Annotated in this window: 21 protein-coding genes; 12 read left to right on the top strand and 9 right to left on the bottom strand. The window is 63.0% G+C overall.

Going from position 1 to position 21,366, the window contains the following annotated elements; genetic code table 11:
- Positions 1–25: 25 nt before the first annotated feature.
- Positions 26–1,162 carry a zinc-binding dehydrogenase gene (locus ABIE49_RS38655; protein WP_192739545.1) on the bottom strand — a complete coding sequence of 379 codons (1,137 nt, stop codon included), beginning with the start codon at positions 1,160–1,162 and terminating at the stop codon, positions 26–28.
- A 719-nt stretch (positions 1,163–1,881) separates the two neighbouring features.
- On the opposite strand from ABIE49_RS38655, the gene ABIE49_RS38650 reads away from it, so the two are divergent.
- Positions 1,882–2,874, top strand: a complete 993-nt coding sequence (locus ABIE49_RS38650; protein WP_502916014.1) for a hypothetical protein — start codon at positions 1,882–1,884, stop codon at positions 2,872–2,874.
- Position 2,875: 1 nt separating this feature from the next.
- Here the strand turns inward: ABIE49_RS38650 and eno are convergent, their stop codons facing one another.
- Complete coding sequence (gene eno, locus ABIE49_RS38645) at positions 2,876–4,159, bottom strand: phosphopyruvate hydratase (RefSeq protein ID WP_192739546.1); 1,284 nt, start codon at positions 4,157–4,159, stop codon at positions 2,876–2,878.
- Positions 4,160–4,433: 274 nt separating this feature from the next.
- Here eno and ABIE49_RS38640 point away from each other — a divergent pair, with 274 nt between their 5' ends.
- The 5 genes from ABIE49_RS38640 to ABIE49_RS38620 all read left to right on the top strand — a co-directional run bounded on the left by ABIE49_RS38640 (position 4,434) and on the right by ABIE49_RS38620 (position 8,492).
- Positions 4,434–5,426, top strand: coding sequence for a Vgb family protein (locus ABIE49_RS38640; protein WP_192739547.1), 993 nt, complete (start codon positions 4,434–4,436; stop codon positions 5,424–5,426).
- The gene (locus ABIE49_RS38635) at positions 5,423–5,797 is read left to right on the top strand and encodes a c-type cytochrome (protein WP_192739548.1); all 375 of its coding nucleotides are present in this window, start codon (positions 5,423–5,425) and stop codon (positions 5,795–5,797) included. Before ABIE49_RS38640 ends, ABIE49_RS38635 begins: the two co-directional genes overlap by 4 nt.
- 56 nt (positions 5,798–5,853) lie before the next feature.
- Entirely contained in the window at positions 5,854–6,306 is a 453-nt protein-coding gene (queF, locus tag ABIE49_RS38630) for a preQ(1) synthase (RefSeq protein ID WP_192739549.1), read from the top strand.
- Between the two features lie 31 nt (positions 6,307–6,337).
- The gene (locus ABIE49_RS38625; protein WP_192739550.1) at positions 6,338–7,306 is read left to right on the top strand and encodes a hypothetical protein; all 969 of its coding nucleotides are present in this window, start codon (positions 6,338–6,340) and stop codon (positions 7,304–7,306) included.
- Positions 7,307–7,523: 217 nt separating this feature from the next.
- Positions 7,524–8,492, top strand: a complete 969-nt coding sequence (locus ABIE49_RS38620; RefSeq protein ID WP_192739551.1) for a tripartite tricarboxylate transporter substrate binding protein — start codon at positions 7,524–7,526, stop codon at positions 8,490–8,492.
- An 18-nt stretch (positions 8,493–8,510) separates the two neighbouring features.
- Here the strand turns inward: ABIE49_RS38620 and ABIE49_RS38615 are convergent, their stop codons facing one another.
- From ABIE49_RS38615 to secG, 5 genes are all read right to left on the bottom strand, one after another.
- Positions 8,511–9,704: an MFS transporter gene (locus ABIE49_RS38615; protein ID WP_192739552.1), complete on the bottom strand. Its 1,194-nt coding sequence runs from the start codon at positions 9,702–9,704 to the stop codon at positions 8,511–8,513.
- 16 nt (positions 9,705–9,720) lie between these two features.
- Entirely contained in the window at positions 9,721–10,587 is an 867-nt protein-coding gene (gene kdsA / locus ABIE49_RS38610; RefSeq protein ID WP_192739553.1) for a 3-deoxy-8-phosphooctulonate synthase, read from the bottom strand.
- 91 nt (positions 10,588–10,678) lie between these two features.
- Complete coding sequence (locus ABIE49_RS38605; protein ID WP_192739554.1) at positions 10,679–11,005, bottom strand: NIPSNAP family protein; 327 nt, start codon at positions 11,003–11,005, stop codon at positions 10,679–10,681.
- A gap of 87 nt (positions 11,006–11,092) precedes the next feature.
- Positions 11,093–12,724, bottom strand: coding sequence for a CTP synthase (gene pyrG / locus ABIE49_RS38600; RefSeq protein WP_192739555.1), 1,632 nt, complete (start codon positions 12,722–12,724; stop codon positions 11,093–11,095).
- A gap of 166 nt (positions 12,725–12,890) precedes the next feature.
- The gene (gene secG, locus ABIE49_RS38595; protein ID WP_192739556.1) at positions 12,891–13,274 is read right to left on the bottom strand and encodes a preprotein translocase subunit SecG; all 384 of its coding nucleotides are present in this window, start codon (positions 13,272–13,274) and stop codon (positions 12,891–12,893) included.
- A 225-nt stretch (positions 13,275–13,499) separates the two neighbouring features.
- On the opposite strand from secG, the gene ABIE49_RS38590 reads away from it, so the two are divergent.
- From ABIE49_RS38590 to ABIE49_RS38580, 3 genes are read left to right on the top strand one after another with little or no spacing between them, the layout of a single operon-like run.
- Entirely contained in the window at positions 13,500–14,066 is a 567-nt protein-coding gene (locus ABIE49_RS38590; protein WP_192739557.1) for a helix-turn-helix domain-containing protein, read from the top strand.
- Positions 14,067–14,071: 5 nt separating this feature from the next.
- The gene (locus tag ABIE49_RS38585) at positions 14,072–14,416 is read left to right on the top strand and encodes a hypothetical protein (protein ID WP_354067257.1); all 345 of its coding nucleotides are present in this window, start codon (positions 14,072–14,074) and stop codon (positions 14,414–14,416) included.
- Positions 14,417–14,421: 5 nt separating this feature from the next.
- The gene (locus tag ABIE49_RS38580) at positions 14,422–14,955 is read left to right on the top strand and encodes a GNAT family N-acetyltransferase (RefSeq protein ID WP_192739558.1); all 534 of its coding nucleotides are present in this window, start codon (positions 14,422–14,424) and stop codon (positions 14,953–14,955) included.
- A 2-nt stretch (positions 14,956–14,957) separates the two neighbouring features.
- On the opposite strand, the gene tpiA is transcribed toward ABIE49_RS38580, so the two are convergent.
- Positions 14,958–15,710 (bottom strand): triose-phosphate isomerase, encoded by a 753-nt coding sequence (gene tpiA / locus ABIE49_RS38575; RefSeq protein ID WP_192739559.1) that lies wholly within the window; start codon positions 15,708–15,710, stop codon positions 14,958–14,960.
- Between the two features lie 519 nt (positions 15,711–16,229).
- Complete coding sequence (locus ABIE49_RS38570; protein WP_192739560.1) at positions 16,230–16,685, bottom strand: cache domain-containing protein; 456 nt, start codon at positions 16,683–16,685, stop codon at positions 16,230–16,232.
- Between the two features lie 860 nt (positions 16,686–17,545).
- On the opposite strand from ABIE49_RS38570, the gene ABIE49_RS38565 reads away from it, so the two are divergent.
- From ABIE49_RS38565 to trpD, 3 genes are all read left to right on the top strand, one after another.
- Positions 17,546–17,755: a hypothetical protein gene (locus ABIE49_RS38565; RefSeq protein WP_192739561.1), complete on the top strand. Its 210-nt coding sequence runs from the start codon at positions 17,546–17,548 to the stop codon at positions 17,753–17,755.
- Between the two features lie 592 nt (positions 17,756–18,347).
- On the top strand, positions 18,348–20,246 hold the full coding sequence (locus ABIE49_RS38560; protein ID WP_192739562.1) for a peptidylprolyl isomerase: 1,899 nt from the start codon (positions 18,348–18,350) through the stop codon (positions 20,244–20,246).
- A 105-nt stretch (positions 20,247–20,351) separates the two neighbouring features.
- A complete protein-coding gene (gene trpD / locus ABIE49_RS38555; RefSeq protein WP_192739563.1) occupies positions 20,352–21,365 on the top strand; it encodes an anthranilate phosphoribosyltransferase in 1,014 nt (337 codons plus the stop codon).
- Position 21,366 lies beyond the last annotated feature (1 nt).

Genomic DNA, 21,366 nt, shown 5'->3' with positions numbered 1-21,366 from the left:
GGCACGACGCCACCAGCTCGCGTCGTCAGCCCTTGCTCGGATTGATCAGGAATTTCTCACCGGTGGCGCGCTTGTTGTAGACGTCGATATTGGCGAGATCGAGCGTCTCCTGCAGCGACACCACCTTGGTGTAGTGACTGGCAAACGTGGTCTTGAGTTCGGAGGCGACGCGCTGGCGCAATTTGCCGATGTCGGCCGGGCCGATCTTCTGCAGGAACGGCGTCAGCAGCCAGCCACCGACCGCCCACGTCAAGCCGAACGCGCGGGTCAACTCGGTCGGGCCGGTGTTGAGGCTGCCGTAGATATAGACCTGCTTGAATACGTTCGAACCATAGCGGCTGTATTCCTTGGCGGTCTTGTTGGCCGCGACCTCCATGCTTGTGAGGATTTGGCTCGCCAGCTTGCCGCCGCCGATCGCATCGAAGGCGATCGTGGCGCCGGTCTCCACCAGCGCGTTGGTGAGATTGTCCATGAAGCCGTCGGCGGTGGAATCGACGACGTATTTGGCGCCGATCTTGTGCAGGATATCGGCCTGCTCCTTGCTGCGAACGATGTTGACGAGGCCGATGCCGTCCTTGATGCAGATCTTGTTGAGCATCTGGCCGAGGTTCGACGCGGCTGCCGTATGCACCAGCGCCTTGTGATTTTCGCGCCGCATGGTCTCGGTCATGCCGAGCGCGGTCAGCGGATTGACGAACCAGGACGCGCCGTCGGCAGCGGTGGTGCCGGCGGGCAGCTCCATCACGTCCCTCACCTTCATGGTGCGGAATTGCGAATACATCGCGCCGCCGATGATCGAGACCGTCTTGCCCATCAGCGCCTTGGCGGCATCGGATGATCCGCTCCGGATCACGGTGCCGGCGCCCTCATTGCCGACCGGCAGCGACTGGTCGAGCCGCGCCCCCATCATCCGCATCACGGCTTCCGGCATCTTCGCCGTGACCACGGGCTGCACCTTGGTGCCGGAGACCTTGGCCGTCGACATGTCGGCGGGGCCGATCAGAAGCCCGAGGTCGGACGGATTGATTGGCGAGGCCTCGACGCGGACCACGACTTCATCGTCGGCCGGTTCTGGAGTCGGGACGCTGGCCAGCGATAGCTCGAGTTCGCCGCTCTTCTTCAATAGCGAACGCAGTTGCAGCCCGGTCTTGCCGTCACTCATGCTTACTTCCTCCCTGCCGGCGGTTCGGCGTCGCCGATCCGCGCTTTGTGTCAGCGATATGGTCGCGGCCAGCGGTGATGTCCACCGGTATCAGCAATTTCAATCAAATTGCGCGCCCGAACCAGGGTCCGCCGACGCGTTGCACTCCGGCAACAGTTCCCGGAAACCGTGCTGTAACAACCCTTTCCGCCCTTGCACGCCCACATTGTGAGCCGAAACATTGGCGGTGTCGCGTGCTTAGCTGTGAACTGACTCGAGCCTTGGAGGCTGGAATCATGAACCCGCGTCGGCTTGCCACCGAGATGTGGCCCACGCTCGTTTTCACGGGCGGACTTGTGGTGTGGTTTGCCGTCGTCGGTTTGACCGGCAACCAGAACGTCAGCGCGGCGCGCGTCGTGGACCGCCTCGCACCATCTCTTGCCGCCAACGCCACCCTGGTGGCCGCACCGCGGGCATCCGCGATGGGTCATCCAGCCGTTACGGCAGGCAATCCGATCATCAAGAGTGCTGACGTGGCAAAGGCCGCCGAACTTCTGGCGGAGGTGGCGATCGACGCCGCAGTTGCCCCGGACAAACAGCAAACCATCGTCGTGGCCGCGCTGGGCGATCCGGCGGAAATTCTGTCGCCGATAGTCCCAACCGTCCAGCGACCAACCGCAAGCACGGCCAATCCGGAGGTGGCCGTCGCCGACACAGCCGCGCCGGACAAGCAGCAAACCATCGTCGTGGCCGCGCTGAGCGATCCGGCGGAAATTCTGCCGCCGGTAGTCCCAACCATCCAGGGGCCAGCCGCAAGCACGGCCAATCCGGAAGTGGCCATCGCAGCCACAGCCGCCCCGCAGCAAACCATCGTCGTCGCCGCGCTCAGCGATCCGGCGGAAATTCTGCCGCCGGAAATCTCAACCATCCCGGCGCCAACCGCAGGCATGGCCGCCGCCGCAACGACGCCCGGCCGCGTCGAGCTTGTCGGCGAATGCCAGGTGGCAGAGGCCTGCATCGACCAGTTTCTGTGGGCGCTTTACCAGCGGACGCCCAAGGAGGACACCACCAAGGAGCGTGAGCTCAGGAAAGTGACGATCAAGAGGAAGGGCAAACTGGTGACGGTCACCAGAAGCTTTACCAAGCTCGTCGACAACGATTTCACCTGGAAGGATCCCAAGGCGGCGGAACGAGTCGGCATGCCGATGATGGACTACGTGATCGGCGGCATGGATCGCAGCTTCAAGATGAAGCTGTTTCATACGCTTTACGCCGCCGAGGCCGCCGGACTGAAACCCGGTATCACCAGCGCCTTCCGCGACGACTACCGTCAATCGATCGCAAGCGGCCTGAAGGCGGCGGCCAACCGGTCGTTTCACGGCGGCAGTCTCCGCGGCGGCTATGGCCGCGGGCTTGCCGCCGATATCGTAAGCGTCAATGGCGTCAATCGCGCGCAGCGATGGGCGTCAACCGAAACGCTGTGGAAATGGGTCGATGCGAACGGAAAACAGTTCGGGATCGGCCGACCGTATCTCGCCTTCGATCCACCGCATGTCGGCCCGATCGACGGCCCGGAATATGCGTCCCGCCGCGGCGGAACGAAGGTAGCGGCCGCCAATGTGAAGAAGCGGCAGAAACAGGTCGTTCAGGCCAAGGCCAGCACGGCCAAGCGCCAGGTCGCCGCGAAACCGCCGAGCAGCAAGCCGGCCAGCCGGCTTGCTGCAGCGCGCTAGCTTACGCCAGCGCCTTCAGCGCCGCCCGCCCCGCGTATTTCGCCTGTGCGCCCAATTGCTGCTCGATGCGCAGCAACTGGTTGTACTTGGCGGTGCGGTCGGAGCGCGCCAGCGATCCGGTTTTGATCTGGCCGCAATTGGTGGCGACCGCGAGGTCGGCGATGGTGGAATCCTCGGTCTCGCCGGAACGGTGCGACATGACAGAGGTGTAGCCGTATTTGTGCGCCAGTTCGACGGCGGACAGCGTTTCGGTCAACGTGCCGATCTGGTTGACCTTGATCAGGATCGAATTGGCGCGGCCGTTCTTGATGCCGTCGGCGAGCCTTGTGACGTTGGTGACGAACAGGTCGTCGCCGACCAGCTGGCACTTCTTGCCGACGAGGTCGGTCAATTCCTTCCAACCGTCCATGTCGTCTTCCGACATGCCGTCCTCGATCGTGACGATCGGGTAGCGCGCGACGAGATCGGCGAGATATTTCGCCTGCTCGGAGCGCGAGCGGGTCTTGTTCTCGCCGCCATAGACGTAATTGCCGTCCTTGAAGAACTCGGTCGCGGCGCAATCGAGGCCGAGCATGACGTCGCTGCCCGCGCTATAGCCGGCCTTGCCGATCGCGCTGACGACGAATTCGAGCGCGGCATCCGCCGACGGCAGGTTCGGCGCGAAACCGCCCTCGTCGCCGACATTGGTGTTGTGGCCGGCCTTCTTCAGTTCGCCCTTCAGCGTGTGGAAGATTTCAGCGCCACAGCGCAGCGCCTCGGCGAAACTCGCCGCCCCAACCGGCAGGATCATGAATTCCTGGAAGTCGATCGGGTTGTCGGCGTGCACGCCGCCATTGATGATGTTCATCATCGGCACCGGCAGAGTGCGCGCCGAGGTGCCGCCGACATAGCGATAGAGCGGCATGTCGAAGGATTCCGCGGCCGCCTTGGCGCAGGCCAGGGAAACGCCGAGGATGGCGTTGGCACCTAACCGGCTCTTGTTGGGCGTGCCGTCGAGATCGATCATGATCTGGTCGATCTGGACCTGTTCCTCGACCGGACGGTCAGCGAGCGCCTCGAAGATTTCGCCGTTGATAGCCTCGACCGCCTTCTGCACGCCCTTGCCGAGATAGCGCTTCTTGTCGCCGTCCCGCAGTTCCACCGCCTCATGGGCGCCGGTGGAAGCACCAGAGGGCACTGCGGCGCGGCCGATCGAGCCGTCTTCCAGCACCACATCGACTTCAACGGTGGGATTGCCACGGCTATCGAGGATTTCGCGGCCGATGATGTCGATGATGGCGGTCATGTCTTGCACTTTCCTGGATGGTTCCGGGGCTGGATTTGGGCGCGTCTTACACGGCGCGCAAGCAAATGTGAACGCTTAGAGCCGGCTCTGTTCCGATTGAATCGGAACGGAGCCTAGCTTCTTGATTTGACGCGTTTTCTTCACGCGAACCGGCGTCCACTTCGCTGGAAAACGCTCTTCCAGCTTCGCCTGACGGGGCAATGTGGTAAGACTATGCTGATCCAGGGTTGATCTTCGCGTCCAAACCTTCTCGTTCAAGAACCGGGGTAACGCAATGAATCGCCGCCAGTTTCTCAAAACTTCCGCTGCCGGAATTTTAGCCACGCCTGCGCTTGCGCGCTTTGCGGATGCCCAGGAGAGCCCGTTCCGGGTCAAATATTATCCGGTCGCCGCAGGCATGGGCTCGCGCGACGTCACGCCGGCACCCGATGGCACGATGTGGTTCTGCGGCCAGCGCAACGGCACGCTGGGGCGGCTCGATCCGCGCGACGGCTCATACAAGCTGGTCGACCTCGGCAAGGGCGCCGCTCCCCATGGCGTCATCATCGGCCCCGATGGCGCGCCCTGGGTCACCGAAGGCGGGCAGAACGCGATCGCCCGCGTCGACCCCGGCGATCACAAGGTGACGCTGTTTCGCCTGCCCGAGAACGAGGCCTATGCCAACCTCAACACCGCCGTGTTCGACAAGAACGGCATCTACTGGTTCACCGGCCAGTCCGGCATCTATGGCCGGCTCGACCCGAAATCGGGCGACATGACGGTCTTCAAGTCGCCGCGCGGCCGCGGCACCTATGGCATGACCATCACGCCGAAAGGCGACATCTGGTACGCCTCGCTCGCCGGCAATCACATCGCGAAAATCGATCCCGCAACCGGCAACGCCACCGTGGTGGACCCGCCGACGCCGAACCAGGGCGCGCGCCGGGTGTGGTCGGATTCGAAGGGCCGGATCTGGGTCAGCGAATGGAACAGCGGCAACGTGTCGATGCACGATCCTTCTGATGGCTCCTGGAAAGCCTGGAAGCTGCCCGGCGACAACCCGCGCACCTATGCGGTGTATGTCGACGACAAGGACAAGGTGTGGCTCACCGATTTCGGCGCCAACGCGATCGTGCGCTTCGATCCCGTGACCGAGAAATTCAACGCGTTCCCGAGCGACAAGGCCGGCGCGAATGTGCGGCAGCTCGACGGCAAGCCCGGCGAGACCTGGGGCGGCGAGTCCGGCACCAACCGCCTGGTCGTGATCCAGACGGTCGCGCCTGCGTGAAATGGTTCGCGTTCCTGTTGCTGCTGCCGATGCTGGCCGCTGCCCCCGCCTCGGCGGACGAAAACGGCGCGCGGCTGTTCGCGCCATGCCGGGCCTGCCACAGCCTTGATCCCACCGAGCGCGGCCTGCCCGGCCCCAATCTTGCCGGCGTGGCCGGACGTGTTGTCGCCGGCGATCCGGCGTTCGACTATTCGCCGGTGCTGCGCAAGGCGCGCGATGATGGTTTGCGCTGGGATACGCCGCGTCTGGAAAGCTTCCTGGCCGATCCCGCCGAGATGTTTCCGGGGCTGTGGATGTCGATGCGCGGGATCGAGGATGCCGCCGAGCGAACGGCGCTGGCGCGCTTTCTCTCGGATCCCGCGTCGCGCTGACGGTTGACGGCCACGCCTGATGCGTCCATGTCAGCGGTCGCAACAGGACGATCATCATGGCGAAAAAATCATTGCAGCTCGGCCGCGCCGTGGAATGGCCCGACACCCCCGAAAAGGCGACGCTGGACCGGGTGCCCAATCCGCAAAAGGACACCAATTATCTGGTGCGGTTCACGGCGCCCGAATTCACTTCGCTCTGCCCGATCACCGGACAGCCGGATTTCGCCCATCTGATGATTGATTACGTGCCGGGCCAATGGCTGTTGGAGTCCAAGTCGCTAAAACTCTATGTCGCGAGCTTTCGCAATCACGGCGCGTTCCATGAGGACTGCACGGTTTCGATCGGCAAGCGGATCGCGACCGAGATCAAGCCGAAATGGCTGCGCATCGGCGGCTACTGGTATCCGCGCGGCGGCATCCCGATCGACGTGTTCTGGCAGACCGGCAAGCTACCCAAGGGCGTGTGGGTCCCCGACCAGGGCGTCACGCCCTATCGCGGCCGGGGTTGAACCTAACGGCCGGTTATCCCGACAACCGCCCATGCAAAAGCCATTCGCCGCCATCATCCGACTTGCCGCCGCTTCGTGCATGCTCGGGACCATTGCAAGCGCCAACGCCGCACCTGCCGCACCAGAGGACCGCTACATCGCGGCCCGCGACGCCGCGATCGCGAAAATCACGAAGATGTACGCGGACAAGAAGGACGACGAGGCCTTCAAGCTGACGGAATCGCTGCGCGCCGATCTCTTGGCAAAGCTCGCGCCGATCGTCGCCGAATCCGCTCGCAAGGGATTTGGAGCGGCCAAGCTTAATCTCGACGCATTATCCAAGGGCGACATGGGCTTTGGCCTGCTCGACGGCGTGCGTTTCGACTCCGAGTTGGGCGACAACGGCGAGAAGGCCGGCCAGAATGGCCGCGACGGCCAATATGTCGAGCCGAAGTCTCATATCATCGTAACGACGCAGCCGCTGTTCGAGCGCTGGCTGCGCGCGCACAAGGACTGGTGGGGCAACAAACTCAAGAACGTGCCGCAACAGATCGGCGCCGCGCTCAAGGACGAAAGCTTCTACACCCAGGCGATCTCGACGGATGCGGCGGTCGTGAACTTCAACGAATTGCCGATCGTCAAACCCGCCTCCGCCACGTCAGCCTTTGCGATGCTGGCCGGGCGCACCCAGGACGCCGTGCCTGAGGCCGCGGACGAAGTGTTCGTTTCAGCTCTGGCCAACGGCAAGGTCTATGTCGCCTATGGATCGATCAAGCCCAAGGTGGAGGTCCCGGCCTGCGTTGCGATCAAGGCGGATTACGACAAGAAGGCCGACAAGGCTGCCGACGATCTGCAGACCAAGCGGATCGACAGGAAGGCCTACGACAAGCTCGGCGATCTCAGGCAAAAGGGCGAAGACGCCTACAAGAAGTGCTTTACCGAGCGCGCGCCGCAGCAGCCGTCATTTGCCGAAGCGACCAGGCAGGCGCAGGCCTTGCTGGCCGAGGCGATGGGAAACTAGCGCGAGGCGACACAGCCAGGGCGTGAACCAATTGATCCTGAGCCGTCGCACGTGCACTCCGGCGTGCATTGCGCCCTCGAGTCAGACAGCAAGCCATGCACCTTGTGCAACAAGAGACGTTGCCTCGACACCTATCTCACTCACATCCATATGATGTAGCCTGCCTGCAGGAAGCGCCGCGCATCTCAGACGCTGGCCCTGTTGAGGAAACGACATCATGAAATATCTATTCCGCGCTCTTGCAGCGTTCGCGCTTCTGCTGAGCTGCGCAGGCGGCGCTGGGGCACAAGGCTGGCCGAACCGGTCGATCCGCATGGTCGTCCCCTACACGCCGGGCGGCTACACCGATCTGATGGCCCGCCTGGTCGGACAAAAAATCTCCGAGGCGCTCGGCCAGCCCATCGTCTTCGAGAACAAGCCCGGCGCCAACGCCATCATCGGCACCGACGTCGTCGCCAAGGCCGCGCCCGACGGCTACACGTTCGGCACCGTGATCGCGGCGCATGCGGCAAACGCCACGCTCAATCCAAAGCTGCCCTACGACACGCTGAAGGACTTCAGCTACGTCTCGCTGATGAGCGTCGCACCGCTGATCATGATCGCGCACCCTTCCGTGCCGGCGAACAATTTGAAAGAGCTGATCGCGCTCGCCAAGGCCAAGCCGGGCGAGCTCAATTTTGCGTCGAGCGGCATCGGCGCCGCGGCACATCTCACCATGGAGATGTTCATGAGCCGCACCGGCATCAAAATGCAGCACATTCCCTACAAGGGCACGGCCGGCGCACTGCAGGATACCGTCGGCGGGCAGATCAACGTGATGTTCGACATCGTTGGTCCTCTGATGCCGCAGGTGCGCTCCGGGAACGCCAAGGCGATCGTCGTCACCGCGAAAGAACGCATTCCGGCGGCGCCCGACGTGCCGACGATGGCGGAACAGGGCGTGCCGGATTTCGTGTCCGGCACCTGGGCCGGAATCATCGCGCCGGCGGGCACGCCAAAGGAGATCGTCGACCGCGTCTCCGCCGAGGCCAGGAAGGCGCTCGCCGACCCCGCATTGCAGGCAAAACTGGTCGAACAGGGGATTGTCCCGATGGGCACCAGCCCGGACGAATTCCGCGGCTTCGTCACTGAAGAGATCGCGCGCTGGCGCAAGGTGATCACCGACGCCGGAATCAAGATGGAATAGCGAGGGCCCGATACGAAGCTAGCCCGGCCGCGCGTCCGCCGGCCGGGTCTGCTTCAACAGCCGCGCGCAGGCAATTCCGAGCGCGACCATGATGGCCGCGGCGGTGAGCAAGGTCGGCACCTTGCCGGCGTGCTGGATGCCGAAGCCGTAGGCGATGGGGCCGAGCGTCTGGCCCATGAAAAAGAAGAACGAGTGCAGCGACAGCGCCGTCGCGCGCGCTTCCACCGACAGCTCGCTGGCAAATACCTGCAGGCAGCCGTGGATCATGTAGAAGCCCCAGCCCATCAACAGCAGGCTCAAGGCCTGGGCCGTTGCGCCCGGACCGAACGCCGCGACGGTGAGTTGTGACGCCACCAACGTCGCGCCCGCGATCATCATGCCGTTGACCCCAAGCCGCGGCAGGAATCGCGAAATCGTCAACGTGTAGATCAGCCCGCCGACCGCGAAGCCCGCGATCACGATGCCGGCGACCGACAGGCGGGTTTCCCCCAATTCAAACAGGAACGATGCAATGAAGGGGAACAGTCCCAGCACGCAGCAGCCTTCGATAAACACCGCCGCATAACAGAACGCGTTGGGATTGGAAAAGATGGTGCGGTAACCGTGCCTGAGTGCCGACAGGTTCGTCTTGGGGGGGCGCGTCAGCGCAGCGCCGCGAAACCCGGCAGCCACCGCAACCGAAGCCACGATGACCAGAATGCCGAGCACGGCAAGCACGCCGCGCCAGCCCAGGAAATCACCGATCAGGCCTGAAACGGATGCGCCCAAGAGGTTGCCGGTCATGGAGCCCATAAGCGTGCGGCCGATCGCAAGCTGCCTTTTCTCGGGGCCGACCAGATCGCTGGTCAGACTGAGCGCCACCGGAAATACGCCGCCGGAGCCGATGCCGGCGAGGATTCGCGAGGCGAACAGCAGCCAGAACGACGTCGCCAACGCGCCGAGGATGTTCGCAATGCCAAGCAGTACCAGACAGACGACCATCAAACGCGCCTTGCCAAACAGATCGGCTGCCGCGCCGAGCACCGGCTGGATGACTGCAAATGTGAAGGCGAACACGGCGGCAAAACCGGCGGCGGTAGCGATGCTGACGCTGAAATCCTCCGCGACATGCGGCAACACCGGATCGAGAGCTCGCGCCGACAGGCTGGCCGCAAAGGTCGCAAGCGTGATGATGTTGAGGGCCGGCGGCAGGCGGGTGGTTGCTGCGGTCACGGCATGGCCCGCGCCATCAGCGCGCCGTGCTGTTGGCAGTTAGGCTTTTGGCGAGCGCGTCGAACCCCATCAGGGTCTTCACCAGCGCTTCGAACTCGCGCAGCGGCACCATGTTGGGTCCGTCCGACGGCGCGTTGTCAGGGTCGGGATGGGTCTCGATGAACACGCCGGCCACCCCGACCGCGACCGCGGCGCGGGCCAGCACCGGCACGAATTCGCGCTCACCGCCGGATGAAGTGCCCTTCCCGCCCGGCTGCTGCACCGAATGGGTGGCGTCGAAAATCACGGGCGCGCCGGTGCTGCGCGCCATGATCGGCAGCGCGCGCATATCAGACACCAGGGTGTTGTAGCCAAAGGACGCGCCGCGTTCGGTGACCAGCACGTTCGGATTGCCGCCAGATGTGATCTTGCTGACGACGTTGGCCATGTCCCACGGCGCCAGAAACTGCCCCTTCTTGACGTTGACGATTTTGCCGGTCGCGGCCGCCGCCGTCAGCAAATCGGTCTGCCGGCACAGGAAGGCCGGGATCTGCAGCACGTCCACCGCCTGCGCCACCTCGGCGCATTGCGAGGCCTCGTGGACGTCTGTCAGCACGGGCAGTCCGAGCGAGGAACGTATCTCGGCGAAGATCGGCAGCGCCTGCGCAAGCCCGATGCCGCGCGCGGCCGAAACGCTGGTGCGGTTGGCCTTGTCGAACGAGGTCTTGTAGACGAGCCCGACGCCGAGGCGGCCCGCGATCTCCTTCAGCGCCGACGCCACCTCAAGCGCATGGCTGCGGCTTTCGAGCTGGCATGGCCCGGCGATGATCGAAATCGGCAAGTGGTTGCCGAATTTGACCGGACCAGCCGTCACCACCGGTGCTGCAGAGATGTTCGCGCTCAAGGGATTTTCCTTTGCTCAGCGCGGACCATGCCGGTCCGCGCCATCAGGATCAACCCTGTTTAACCCCGGAATATCAGGGTTGCACGCAAGGTTACTTCACCGAAGAGAACGCCGTCGGGACCAGCAATTGACTGACGATGTTGTCGATGATCTGGCCGTCCTCTTCGCTCTTGGCGCGGCCGGCGATCCAATCGGGATCGGACTGAAATGCCGTCCATTTCTTTTCGCGGTCCGCGAGCGAGTCCCAGGCGACGAAATAGGTCAGTTCCTGGTTGGAGGTTCCGATCAGCGTGGTGTAGAAGCCGGCCTGCTTGATGCCGTGCTTGTCCCACAATTTCAGCGTCAGCGTATCGAAGCGCTTCATCAGCGCCGGCAGACGGCCCGGCAAACAGCGATAGACACGCATTTCCATAATCATCGGCTTCACTCCCCTGATTGTTGTTCTTGCAGGTAACGGAAGCGGTTTGTCGCAACAATTGGCGCGTTCGTCAAAGGCTGGTGGCCACTACACCAGCCGCGACTGCACCACCGCGGCCTGAATGAACGACGCGAACAGGGGATGCGGCTCGAACGGGCGTGATTTCAGTTCGGGATGGAATTGCACGCCGATGAACCAGGGATGGTCCTCATATTCGACGATCTCCGGCAGCACGCCGTCGGGCGACAGGCCCGAAAAGCGGAGGCCGTGCTGTTCGAGGCGGTCCTTGTAGGCGGTGTTGACCTCGTAGCGGTGACGGTGGCGCTCCGAAATCTCGGTGGCCCCGCCATAGACTTCGGATACCCGGCTGCCGCGGGTAAGCGCCGCGGGATAGGCGCCGAGCCGCATGGTGCCGCCGAGATCACCCGCCTTCGACCGCTTCTCAAGTTCGTTGCCGCGCAGCCATTCCGTCATCAGGCCGACCAGCGGCTCCCTGGTCGGACCGAACTCGGTGGAGTTGGCGTCCTCGATGCCGACGAGATTGCGCGCGGCTTCGATCACAGCCATCTGCATGCCGAAGCAAATGCCGAAATACGGGACGTCGCGGACGCGAGCGAACTGCGCCGCGCGGATCTTGCCTTCGGCGCCGCGCTGGCCGAAGCCGCCGGGCACCAGGATGCCGTTGACGTGCTCGAGGAACGGCGCCGGATCCTCGTGCTCGAACACTTCGCTCTCGATCCAGTCGAGATTGACCTTCACCTTGTTGGCGATGCCGCCATGCGACAGCGCCTCGATCAGCGATTTATACGCATCCTTCATGCCGGTGTATTTGCCGACGATGGCGATGGTGACCGCGCCTTCGGGGTTGCGCACCCGCTCGTTGATGTCGTTCCAACTTTGCATCGCGGGAGGAATCTTCGGCGCGATGCCGAACGCAGCCAGCACTTCGTCGTCGAGGCCGGCCTCGTGGTAGGCTTGCGGCACCGCGTAGATGTTGTCGACGTCCCTCGCCTCGATCACGGCACTTTCGCGCACGTTGCAGAACAGACCGAGCTTGCGCCGCTCTTCCTTCGGAATCTCGCGGTCGGTGCGGCACAGCAGGATATCCGGCTGGATGCCGATCGAACGCAGTTCCTTCACCGAATGCTGGGTCGGTTTGGTCTTCAACTCGCCGGCGCTCGGGATGAACGGCAGCAGCGTCAGATGAATGTAAACCGCGTGCTCCCGCGGCAATTCGTTCTTGAGCTGACGGATGGCTTCAAAGAACGGCAGCCCCTCGATGTCACCGACGGTGCCGCCGATCTCCACCAGCACGAAATCATATTCGTCGTTGCCGGAGAGGACGAATTCCTTGATCGCGTTGGTGACGTGCGGCACCACCTGGATGGTCGCGCCCAGATAATCGCCGCGGCGTTCCTTGGTGATGATGTCCTGATAGATGCGCCCGGTGGTGATGTTGTCGGCCTTGGTGGCCGGACGCCCGGTGAAGCGCTCGTAATGGCCGAGATCGAGATCGGTCTCGGCGCCGTCGTCGGTCACGAACACTTCGCCGTGCTGATACGGCGACATCGTTCCGGGATCGAGGTTGAGATAGGGGTCGAGTTTGCGGAGACGGACCTTGTACCCGCGGGCCTGCAACAGCGCACCGAGTGCTGCTGAAGCCAGACCTTTGCCGAGCGAAGAAACCACGCCGCCGGTGATGAATATGTACCGCGCCATGGGACTCAACCTTTAAGGCCACTGCTCCGATTCGCCAAAACGAATCGCTCGCCAGAGCGAACATTTTGCTGGGCTGTGGGTGACGTGAAAATTAAAGCGATTTCAGAGCATTGATGGGAAGTTCTGATGCAGGACGCTAGTCGCCGTCCTGCATAGCCACCCTGCTTTATTGCGAACGCGGAGCTTGCGGGCCCGACGGCGCCGGCGGGCTCTGCTGTTCGTCGACCTTCTTCAGCGTATCCAGAACGCCGCCGCTGGTCGGCGGCGCGATCGGGGTCCCTCCGGGCTGGGACGGCGTCGCCGGGCCCGTGAGAATCGAGCTGGGCTTGCGATCGAGGCCTGCAGACCAGGCCAAATACAGGCTGGTGACAAAGAAGCCTGCCGCTAGAATCGCGGTCATCCGCGTCAACAGATTGGAGGTTCCGCGGCTCGACATGAAGCCGGCGCCGCCGCCCATGCCAAGGCCGCCGCCTTCGGATTTCTGCAGCAATACCGCGCCGATCAGCACGGCGACGATCATGAGGTGAACGACAATAACGACGGCCTGCATTTCTAACCTTCCGTCACAAGCGATGAGCGCCGGGCTTCGGCTGCACTATTGAGCTTGCGGGTTTTCCTGAAGTTGCGCGGTGTTACACGATCGGACGGGGCATTGTCACCCCCAACAGCTGCTCCGGAGATAATTGCCGCAGGCTTTCCAACAAGCTGCGAAGCAACACGAAGTCGCGACATTTCCAGCTTGCGAATGTCGACCCACTTCTCTTATAGTAGACATATGGATACTATTGTAGACGATTTGAGCAACCGGCTGGCGCAGCGCCTGCGTCTCGAGCGCGACAGCCGCGGCTGGTCGCTGGCCGATCTCGCCGAACGATCGGGGGTCTCCAAGGCCACTATCAGCAAGATCGAGCGTGCCGAAGTCAGCCCGACCGCCGTGGTGCTGGTCCGCCTCGCAAGCGCCTTCGACCTCACGCTTGCCGGCCTGATGTTGCGCGCCGAGGGCCAGGGCGAGCGCCTTTCACGTGCCAGCGAACAGCCGGTCTGGCGCGATCCCGAGACCGGCTACCTGCGCACACAGGTATTCAATCGCCCCGATCATCCGCTCGAAGTCATCAGGGTCGAATTGCCGGCACGGCAGCGCGTGACGCTGCCGGCCTCATCCTACGCCCATATCCGTCAGGTAGTCTGGGTGCAGGCCGGCGCACTCGTGATCATCGAGGCCGGCGAACGGTATCTCCTCGGCACCGGCGATTGCCTCGGATTCGGTCCCCCCGCGGAGACGACCTTCGCCAACGAGAGCGCCGCACCCTGCACCTATGTCGTAGCGCTGGCCCGGAGCTAGCAACGATGCCGGAGGTCGCCCTCAAAAGCACCGCGATCGAACAGGCACTCCCCGACAGCGATATCGCGGCCGGCCACAATGGCGGCCCACCACTCGAGGATGCGCACCGGCCGGAATGGGGTGATGGAGGAATCGGAAATTACTTCTACTGGAAGGCCGCGCACCGCAGGGCGTGGCACAACCCCTCACCCGGCATCGTCGCCTTTCGCATTCAAAAGGCCGAACGGCTCGGGCTCACTTATGAAGAGTACACGTTGGAAATTCTCGAACGCGGCCGACATCTCCAGATCGAGGACGTCGAGCGGATTGCAGAGATCAAGCAGGCCCGTGCGGCCAGGAAACGAGGCTGAACGACATGCCTGATATCGAAATCAAACCCCTGAGCCCATCGCCCGATATCCGCGCGAGCCTCAGCGAGATACTGATCGAGGCGGTGGCCCATGGCGGCTCGGTCAGCTTCATGCATCCGCTGCATCAGGAGGTCGCAAATGCCTTCTGGGGGAAATCGCTGGCTGCGGCGGCGCGCGGAGAACGGATCATTCTGGGCGCCTTTGACGGCGACCAACTGGTCGGAACGGTAACGCTGGTGCTTGACCTTGCGCTCAACCAGCCGCACCGGGCGGAAATCGTCAAGATGATCACGCGGGTCAGCCACCGCGGCCGCGGCGTCGCGAAGGCGCTGCTGTACGCTGCCGAACGCGTGGCGATCGATCACGGACGCTGGCTGCTGGTGCTCGACACCGCCGACGACGAAGGCGCGTCCGGATTATACGAGCGCGTCGGCTTCAAGTTGGCCGGGATCATTCCGGACTACGCCTACAAGCCCCTCGGCGGCATGACGGGCACGATGTTCTACTGGAAGCGCCTAAAGGACGCCGCGCCCATTTGAGCTCAGCACCCCGCGGCGATCGCCAAAAAGTCGGCCGCCTTCAGGCTGGCGCCGCCGACCAGTGCGCCGTTGACGTTGGCGACCGCCATCAGCTCGGCCGCATTCGATGGCTTGACCGAACCACCATAGAGAATCCGGATCTTGCTTCCCTCGGCCTTAAATCGGTCGGTGAGAACACCCCGGATAAACGCATGAACTTGCTCGACATCTTTTGCCGTCGGGGTCAGCCCGGTGCCGATCGCCCAGACCGGCTCATAGGCCACCACCAGATTGGCTGACGTCGATCCGTCCGGCAGCGAGCCTTTGAGCTGGCCACCGCAGACCTCCAGCGTCTGCCCGGCGTCGCGCTGGGCCTGGGTCTCGCCGATGCAGACGATGGCGGTAAGCCCCGCCCGCCAGGCGGCTTCCGCCTTCTGCCGGACCAGGGCATCGGTCTCGCCATGGTCGGCACGTCGCTCGGAATGGCCGACAATGATGGCGCTGGCGCCGGCATCGGCCAGCATTTCAGCCGAAAGGTCGCCGGTATGGGCGCCCGAGGCCTTCGGGTGGCAATCCTGGGCGCCGACGGCGAGTTTTGAGCCCTTTGCCTTGTCGGCCAGGGTGGCGATCAGGGAGGCCGGCGGGCAGACCAGCAGGTCGGCCTTGGCGGCCACCGCTGCGGCACCTTCGCGCATCGCTTCAAATTCAGCCAGGGAGGACTTGAGGCCGTTCATTTTCCAGTTGCCGGCGATCAGGTGCCGAATGGCGTCGGGCATGTCGATTTTCTCTCGAATATGGGGTCCCATCCGCTAGCAGAGGCGCGCGACCAGTTCCAGATACCGCTTCAAATGATCTCTGAGCCGTTAACCGCTTCAATAGGCCCGTGCAGAGATCCTTAAGCTGATTCCGAAATTTTTAATAAATGCGGACCAGCCTCCGTTCCCGACAGGAGGTGGGCCATGCGTGATCATGACTTCGTGTCCGGCGGATTCCTCGCGCTAATCATAACTGCCCTTGTGATGTTGTGCTCAAGTTGGCTCGTTCTTGCGTTCAGCTAGTCGGGCGGAGTGCCTCGTCGGATTCAACTGATCAGAGCGTCCGGCGGAATTTATGGCTGACCGTGGGCTTGCCACCATTGGAATGGGCGCCCGAGTTGAATGAGCGCGAAACAGCAGCGCGAAGCGGTGGGCCGATCTGACCTGGGTCTGTACCGGCATAGCGCACGCGTGCATCGGCCGGCCAGAGATGCCAAGAGCCGACATCATGATCTCGGGAAAGGCGTCGGTAATTACGACCTACTTGTAGTATCCGACCACGCATATGTAGCCAGCCACCTTCGTCACGAGGCCTACTTTCTCAACCGGTCTCTTATCCTCGCCGGGGCGCGGGTACATGTATGTTACCTCCGTGATCTTATCTTCAACGGCAGAGGCAAATTCCGCCCCGTAGGGTTTGCCCGCGACATCCTTGATGTCCTTCTGCACGAGGCCAATACGCGCGGGATCGGGATGGGCGATGTTCTTGCCGTCAGGGCCTGCGCAAGTCGGATAAAGGTCACGGTCGCGAAAGCCTCCTTCCCCCTTGTTGATTTGACCGACGGTTTTTGCCGGGTCGGCTTTCATGCCGATAACGACCTTCTCAAGCATGGCCTTCGCCTCGGCGGGCGTGCCGAAACTGGCGTTCTGAGCATACGCCGCCGTCGATGCGATTGCGGCTATTGTTATGATGCTGATCGTCCGCTGAAGAAGCATGGTTTCCTCCCATAGCGCTCACAGTCCGGCCTGTATGGTACGGAATTAGCCTGCTGCACTGGCTGCTTGGAGAATGACGCAGTTGCCAAAATCACCCGACGACGTCATCGGGTCTTGCAGGCAGCAGTATTCCCCCAACCCTAGCTCAATTTGACCGAGCTGTGAATCGTTTCAAAATCAACGTGAAGTGAAACTCCGCCAGACAATGGGTGAACCAAGCTCCCTCCAGTTCACGCCTGCCGTGGGTCAAGCCGACATCGCCGTGCGGGCGCCGCATATCCGCTCTCCGCAAAGAACAAGTTTGTTGTGTGACTCCTGACACATTCAAATTTGAACAGACGGCTAGCCTACCGACATGACAAGCGACCGCCACCATGGAGAGGGACCGTGCCTGAAATTCGCGAACTGAACATGGACGAGCTCGGGACCGTTAGCGGCGGCGGCGATGACTTCACAATGGCCGCGGCCCTTCAACTTGACGCAGCCGTAAAGGAAAGCGCAGCGCCGTCGAAGCCCGTGATTAGGCAAACATCGGGGGCCGCCGTCGCTAGAATTGTTCACCAGACCAGGATAGCGGATGCGGTTCTGCGGTAACAACGCCGCGTCTCGGCGCGATAAATGAAACCGTGAAGCGCGTATCAATCGAACTGCCTCTGCCGACGCAATTGACGGACCCTGCGCGAGCTCGCACCTCCCTACGCAGTTTGCGCCAGAACCGGCCGTGGTGCTCGGTACTATTACCAAATTTTCCCAATCCTCTTTTCCGCGACGGAGCTGGCTGTTAGCTTTCTGCCTAGCGCTCTCGCAGAGCGCCTGGGTTTGTTCGATCTTGCGCTAGGACTCAATGAAGAGACAGCAGCATGCCCGACGTCGATCGGTTGTGGGCAACCATTCCAATCAGTGAAGACAATGCAGAGGGCGCCACTGAGATTTGGATGCGCTATGAACTTGGGGCGCACGCAACAACGCATCACAAGTTGAACCGGTTAACCGCCGAGGGACGTATCAAGCGAATATCCCGCCTCATGCCAAACGGCGGCGAAGTGCATTTGTATTATCGAGCCGAATGATACGGATGCGGCTGCAGCCGGAAGTCTCAACGCAGGACTTGGTCACGACGTAGTCGCGGACCACCGCGTCGCCCCGACAATCAGGATCGATTCATAGCCGAGGCCGAATAGGCCCACCGGAGTTCGTGCGGCCTACCGGTGCGTCGAACCGTCATCTCGATCGACAAAGACCGGCATGCGAGTCGAGTTGCCGCTGCCGCAGCCGGAGCCTACGCTCGAGGCTGGCCCCACCGGCGCCATGGACCATGGGCGCGCCGGGGACCGAATTCGTGGCGTCGGCCAGACAGATCTGGCGGGTGAGGCCGGAAATCGGTTCACGGCATGCGCAAGGCCGCGGTGACCCTGGGCGGCCGGAAACGGGGCGACCGAGCGCGAACTGGAGGCCGTTTTTCGGCTGGTCTGGGGGACGGATGGCGACGCTGTACGCCAAAAGCGCAAACCGCGGCAGGCTTGCCGCGGGGGCCATCGGCAAGTTAGACCGTGCCGAGACCGAAAAAAGAACATCTATTCCCGCACCTATGGCTGAGGTGCGGGCGGGAAACCGAAAAATTTAATGAAATCAGCCTCTTAGTTTTAGATAGAAGACGGACCAATGCTTCGAGGAATACGCAAAGCCTCATCAAACTGGCTCGGCAAGGCCGTCATGAGCGTCGTGATGGGCGTGCTGATTCTCAGCTTTGCTGTTTGGGGCATCGCCGACATCTTCAAGGGCTTTGGGCAGTCGACGCTGGCCAAGATCGGCAAGACCGAAATCTCGACCGAGCAATTCCGCCAGATCTACACCGACAAGCTCCAGGCATTCGGCCGTCAGTTCGGCCGTCCGCTGACCCAGGAGCAAGCCCGTTTATTTGGGCTTGATCGTCAGGTGCTGCAGCAGACCATCGCGGAAGCCGCCCTCGACGAGGAGGCGCGGCGCATGGGCCTTGCACAGTCGGATGCCGAGGCCATGCGGATCATCTACAACGATCCCGCGTTCAAGGGAATCGGCGGCAATTTCGATCCGGCGCGCTTCCAGGCCACGATCCGCCAGTACGGGTACACCGAGCAGCGCTACCTCGCCGAGCGGCGGCGGCTGGGCTTGCGGCGCCAGATCGCGGACACCGTTACGGCCGGGCTCGAGCCGCCGAAGCTCATGATCGATGCCTTGACCCGGTACCAGAACGAGCAGCGCTCGGTCGACTACATCAAACTCGACGCCGCGCAGGCCGGCACCATCGACACGCCCTCGCCCGAGACGCTCGCCGCCTATTTCGAAGACCACAAGACCCAGTTCCGCGCACCCGAATTTCGCAAACTATCGTTCATCGTGGTCAGCCCCGAGGAACTCGGCAAATGGTCCGAAGTCTCCGACGAGGATGCGAAGAAGGTATTCGAGCAGAGCCGCAACCGGATCGGTACGCCCGAGAAGCGCGAAGTGCAGCAGATGGTGTTTCAAAACGCCGAGGAAGCCCTCACTGCGCGCAGCCGCATCACCTCCGGAATGTCGTTCGACGACGTCGCCAAGGAACACAACGCCAATCTCGTTGACCTCGGCATGACGGCAAAATCCGCCATCATCGATCCGGCCATCGCCGACGCGGCGTTCGCGCTGCCCTCCGGCGAGGTTAGCCAGCCGATAAAAGGCCAGTTCGTCGTGGCGCTGGTCAAGGTCGGCAAGATCGAACCGGCGACGACGCCTTCCTATGAAAGCGTCGCGGCGCAGATAAAAAAGGAAATCGCGACCGAGCGGGCGCGCAGCAAGGTCGCCGAACTCCACAACAAGATGGAAGACGAGCGTGGCGGCGGCGCCAGCGTGGTCGAAGCCGCCCAGAAGCTCGGACTGACGGCAGTCACCATCGAGGCCGTCGACCGCTCCGGCCGCGGCCCTGACGGCCAGCCGGTCGGCAATATTCCGCGCGGTCTCGAAGTGGTCTCGCAGGCCTTCGCAAGCAATGTCGGCGTCGACAACGATCCGATCCAGTTTGCCGGCGGTTATGTCTGGTACGACGTTCTCGGCGTTACGCCGTCGCGTGAACGCACTCTCGATGAGGTCCGCGCCCAGGTCGAAGCCAAATGGCGCGAAGACCAGATCTCGAGCAAGCTGCGTGCGAAGGCGACCGAGATGGTCGGCAAGCTCGAGCGTGGTGCCACCTTGGCCGAAGAAGCCGCGTCGATCGGCTCGAAGGTCGAAACCGCAACCGGCTTCCGGCGCGACGCCGCTCCATCCGGCGTGCCCTCGAGTCTCATCACCGCGGCGTTTCGCACCGCCAAGGATGGCGTCGGACAAACCGCCGGCGCGGGTGGCAGCGAGTGGATCGTGTACCGCGTCACCGATGTCAGCATGCCCTCGGTCAACGTCGCTGCCGACGAGGTCAAGAAAATGAAGGAGACGTTGCTGCGGGGCCTCACCGACGAACAGGTCGCGCAGTACGTCACGAAGATCGAGTCAGAGATCGGCACGACAATCAACCAGGCGGCCTTCGCACAGGTGACGGGCGCGAACAGCAACTGAGCATGATCCGGGACGTGGGCACCGGTTTTCCCTCGACAAACGCGTAGCGTTTGCTCGAAGGTCATGCTCAAGAGATAAAGACGTCCCAATCCTGAAAGCAACGCGATGGACGACCTCAAATCTATCATCGGAAAAGTCGCCACCGGTGCGACGCTGTCGCGTGAGGAGGCCGCCTCCGCCTTCGACAGCATGATGTCCGGCGAGGCCACGCCCTCGCAGATGGGCGGACTACTGATGGCGCTGCGGGTGCGCGGCGAGACGGTCGACGAGATCACCGGCGCGGTGTCGGCGATGCGCGGCAAGATGCTGCGGGTCAAGGCGCCGGCGGAGGCCGTCGACGTAGTCGGCACCGGCGGCGACGGGTCCGGGTCGGTGAACGTGTCGACCTGCGCCTCCTTCATCGTCGCGGGCGCCGGCGTGCCCGTCGCCAAACACGGCAACCGTGCGCTGTCTTCGCGGTCGGGAGCGGCCGACGTATTGGCCTCGCTCGGTGTCAGGATCGATCTTTCGCCCGACCAGGTCGGCCGTTGCGTGCGCGAAGCCGGCATCGGATTCATGTTCGCGCCCGCACACCATCCGGCCATGAAGAACGTCGGCCCGACCCGGGTCGAACTCGCCACTCGCACGATCTTCAACCTGCTCGGACCGCTGTCCAACCCGGCCGGCGTCAAGCGGCAAATGGTCGGCGTATTCTCGAGGCACTGGGTGCTGCCGCTGGCGCAGGTGCTGAAGAACCTCGGCTCCGAGTCGGTCTGGGTGGTGCACGGCTCCGACGGTCTCGACGAAATTACCCTCACCGGCCCGAGTTTTGTCGCGAGCCTCGAGAACGGCAATGTCCGCACCTTCGAGGTGACGCCGGAAGAGGCCGGCCTCGCCCGCGTCGGCGGCGAAGCGTTGAAGGGCGGCGATGCCGACGCCAACGCGGTGGCGCTGCAAGGCGTGCTCAACGGCAAGCCGAGCGCGTATCGCGACGTCGCTCTCCTGAACGCCGCGGCGGCGCTGATCGTCGCCGGCCGCGCCAGGGATTTGAAGGAAGGCGTCGCGCTGGGCACCAAATCGCTCGACGGCGGTGCTGCCGCTGCAAAACTCAAGCATTTGATCGCGGTGTCCAACGGCTGAC

It is taken from the genome of Bradyrhizobium sp. OAE829 (assembly GCF_040546575.1).
In the GTDB taxonomy this organism is placed as follows: Bacteria; Pseudomonadota; Alphaproteobacteria; order Rhizobiales; family Xanthobacteraceae; genus Bradyrhizobium.
Note: the sequence above shows the minus strand (reverse complement) of the source record. Positions and strands in the feature narration are given on the sequence as shown.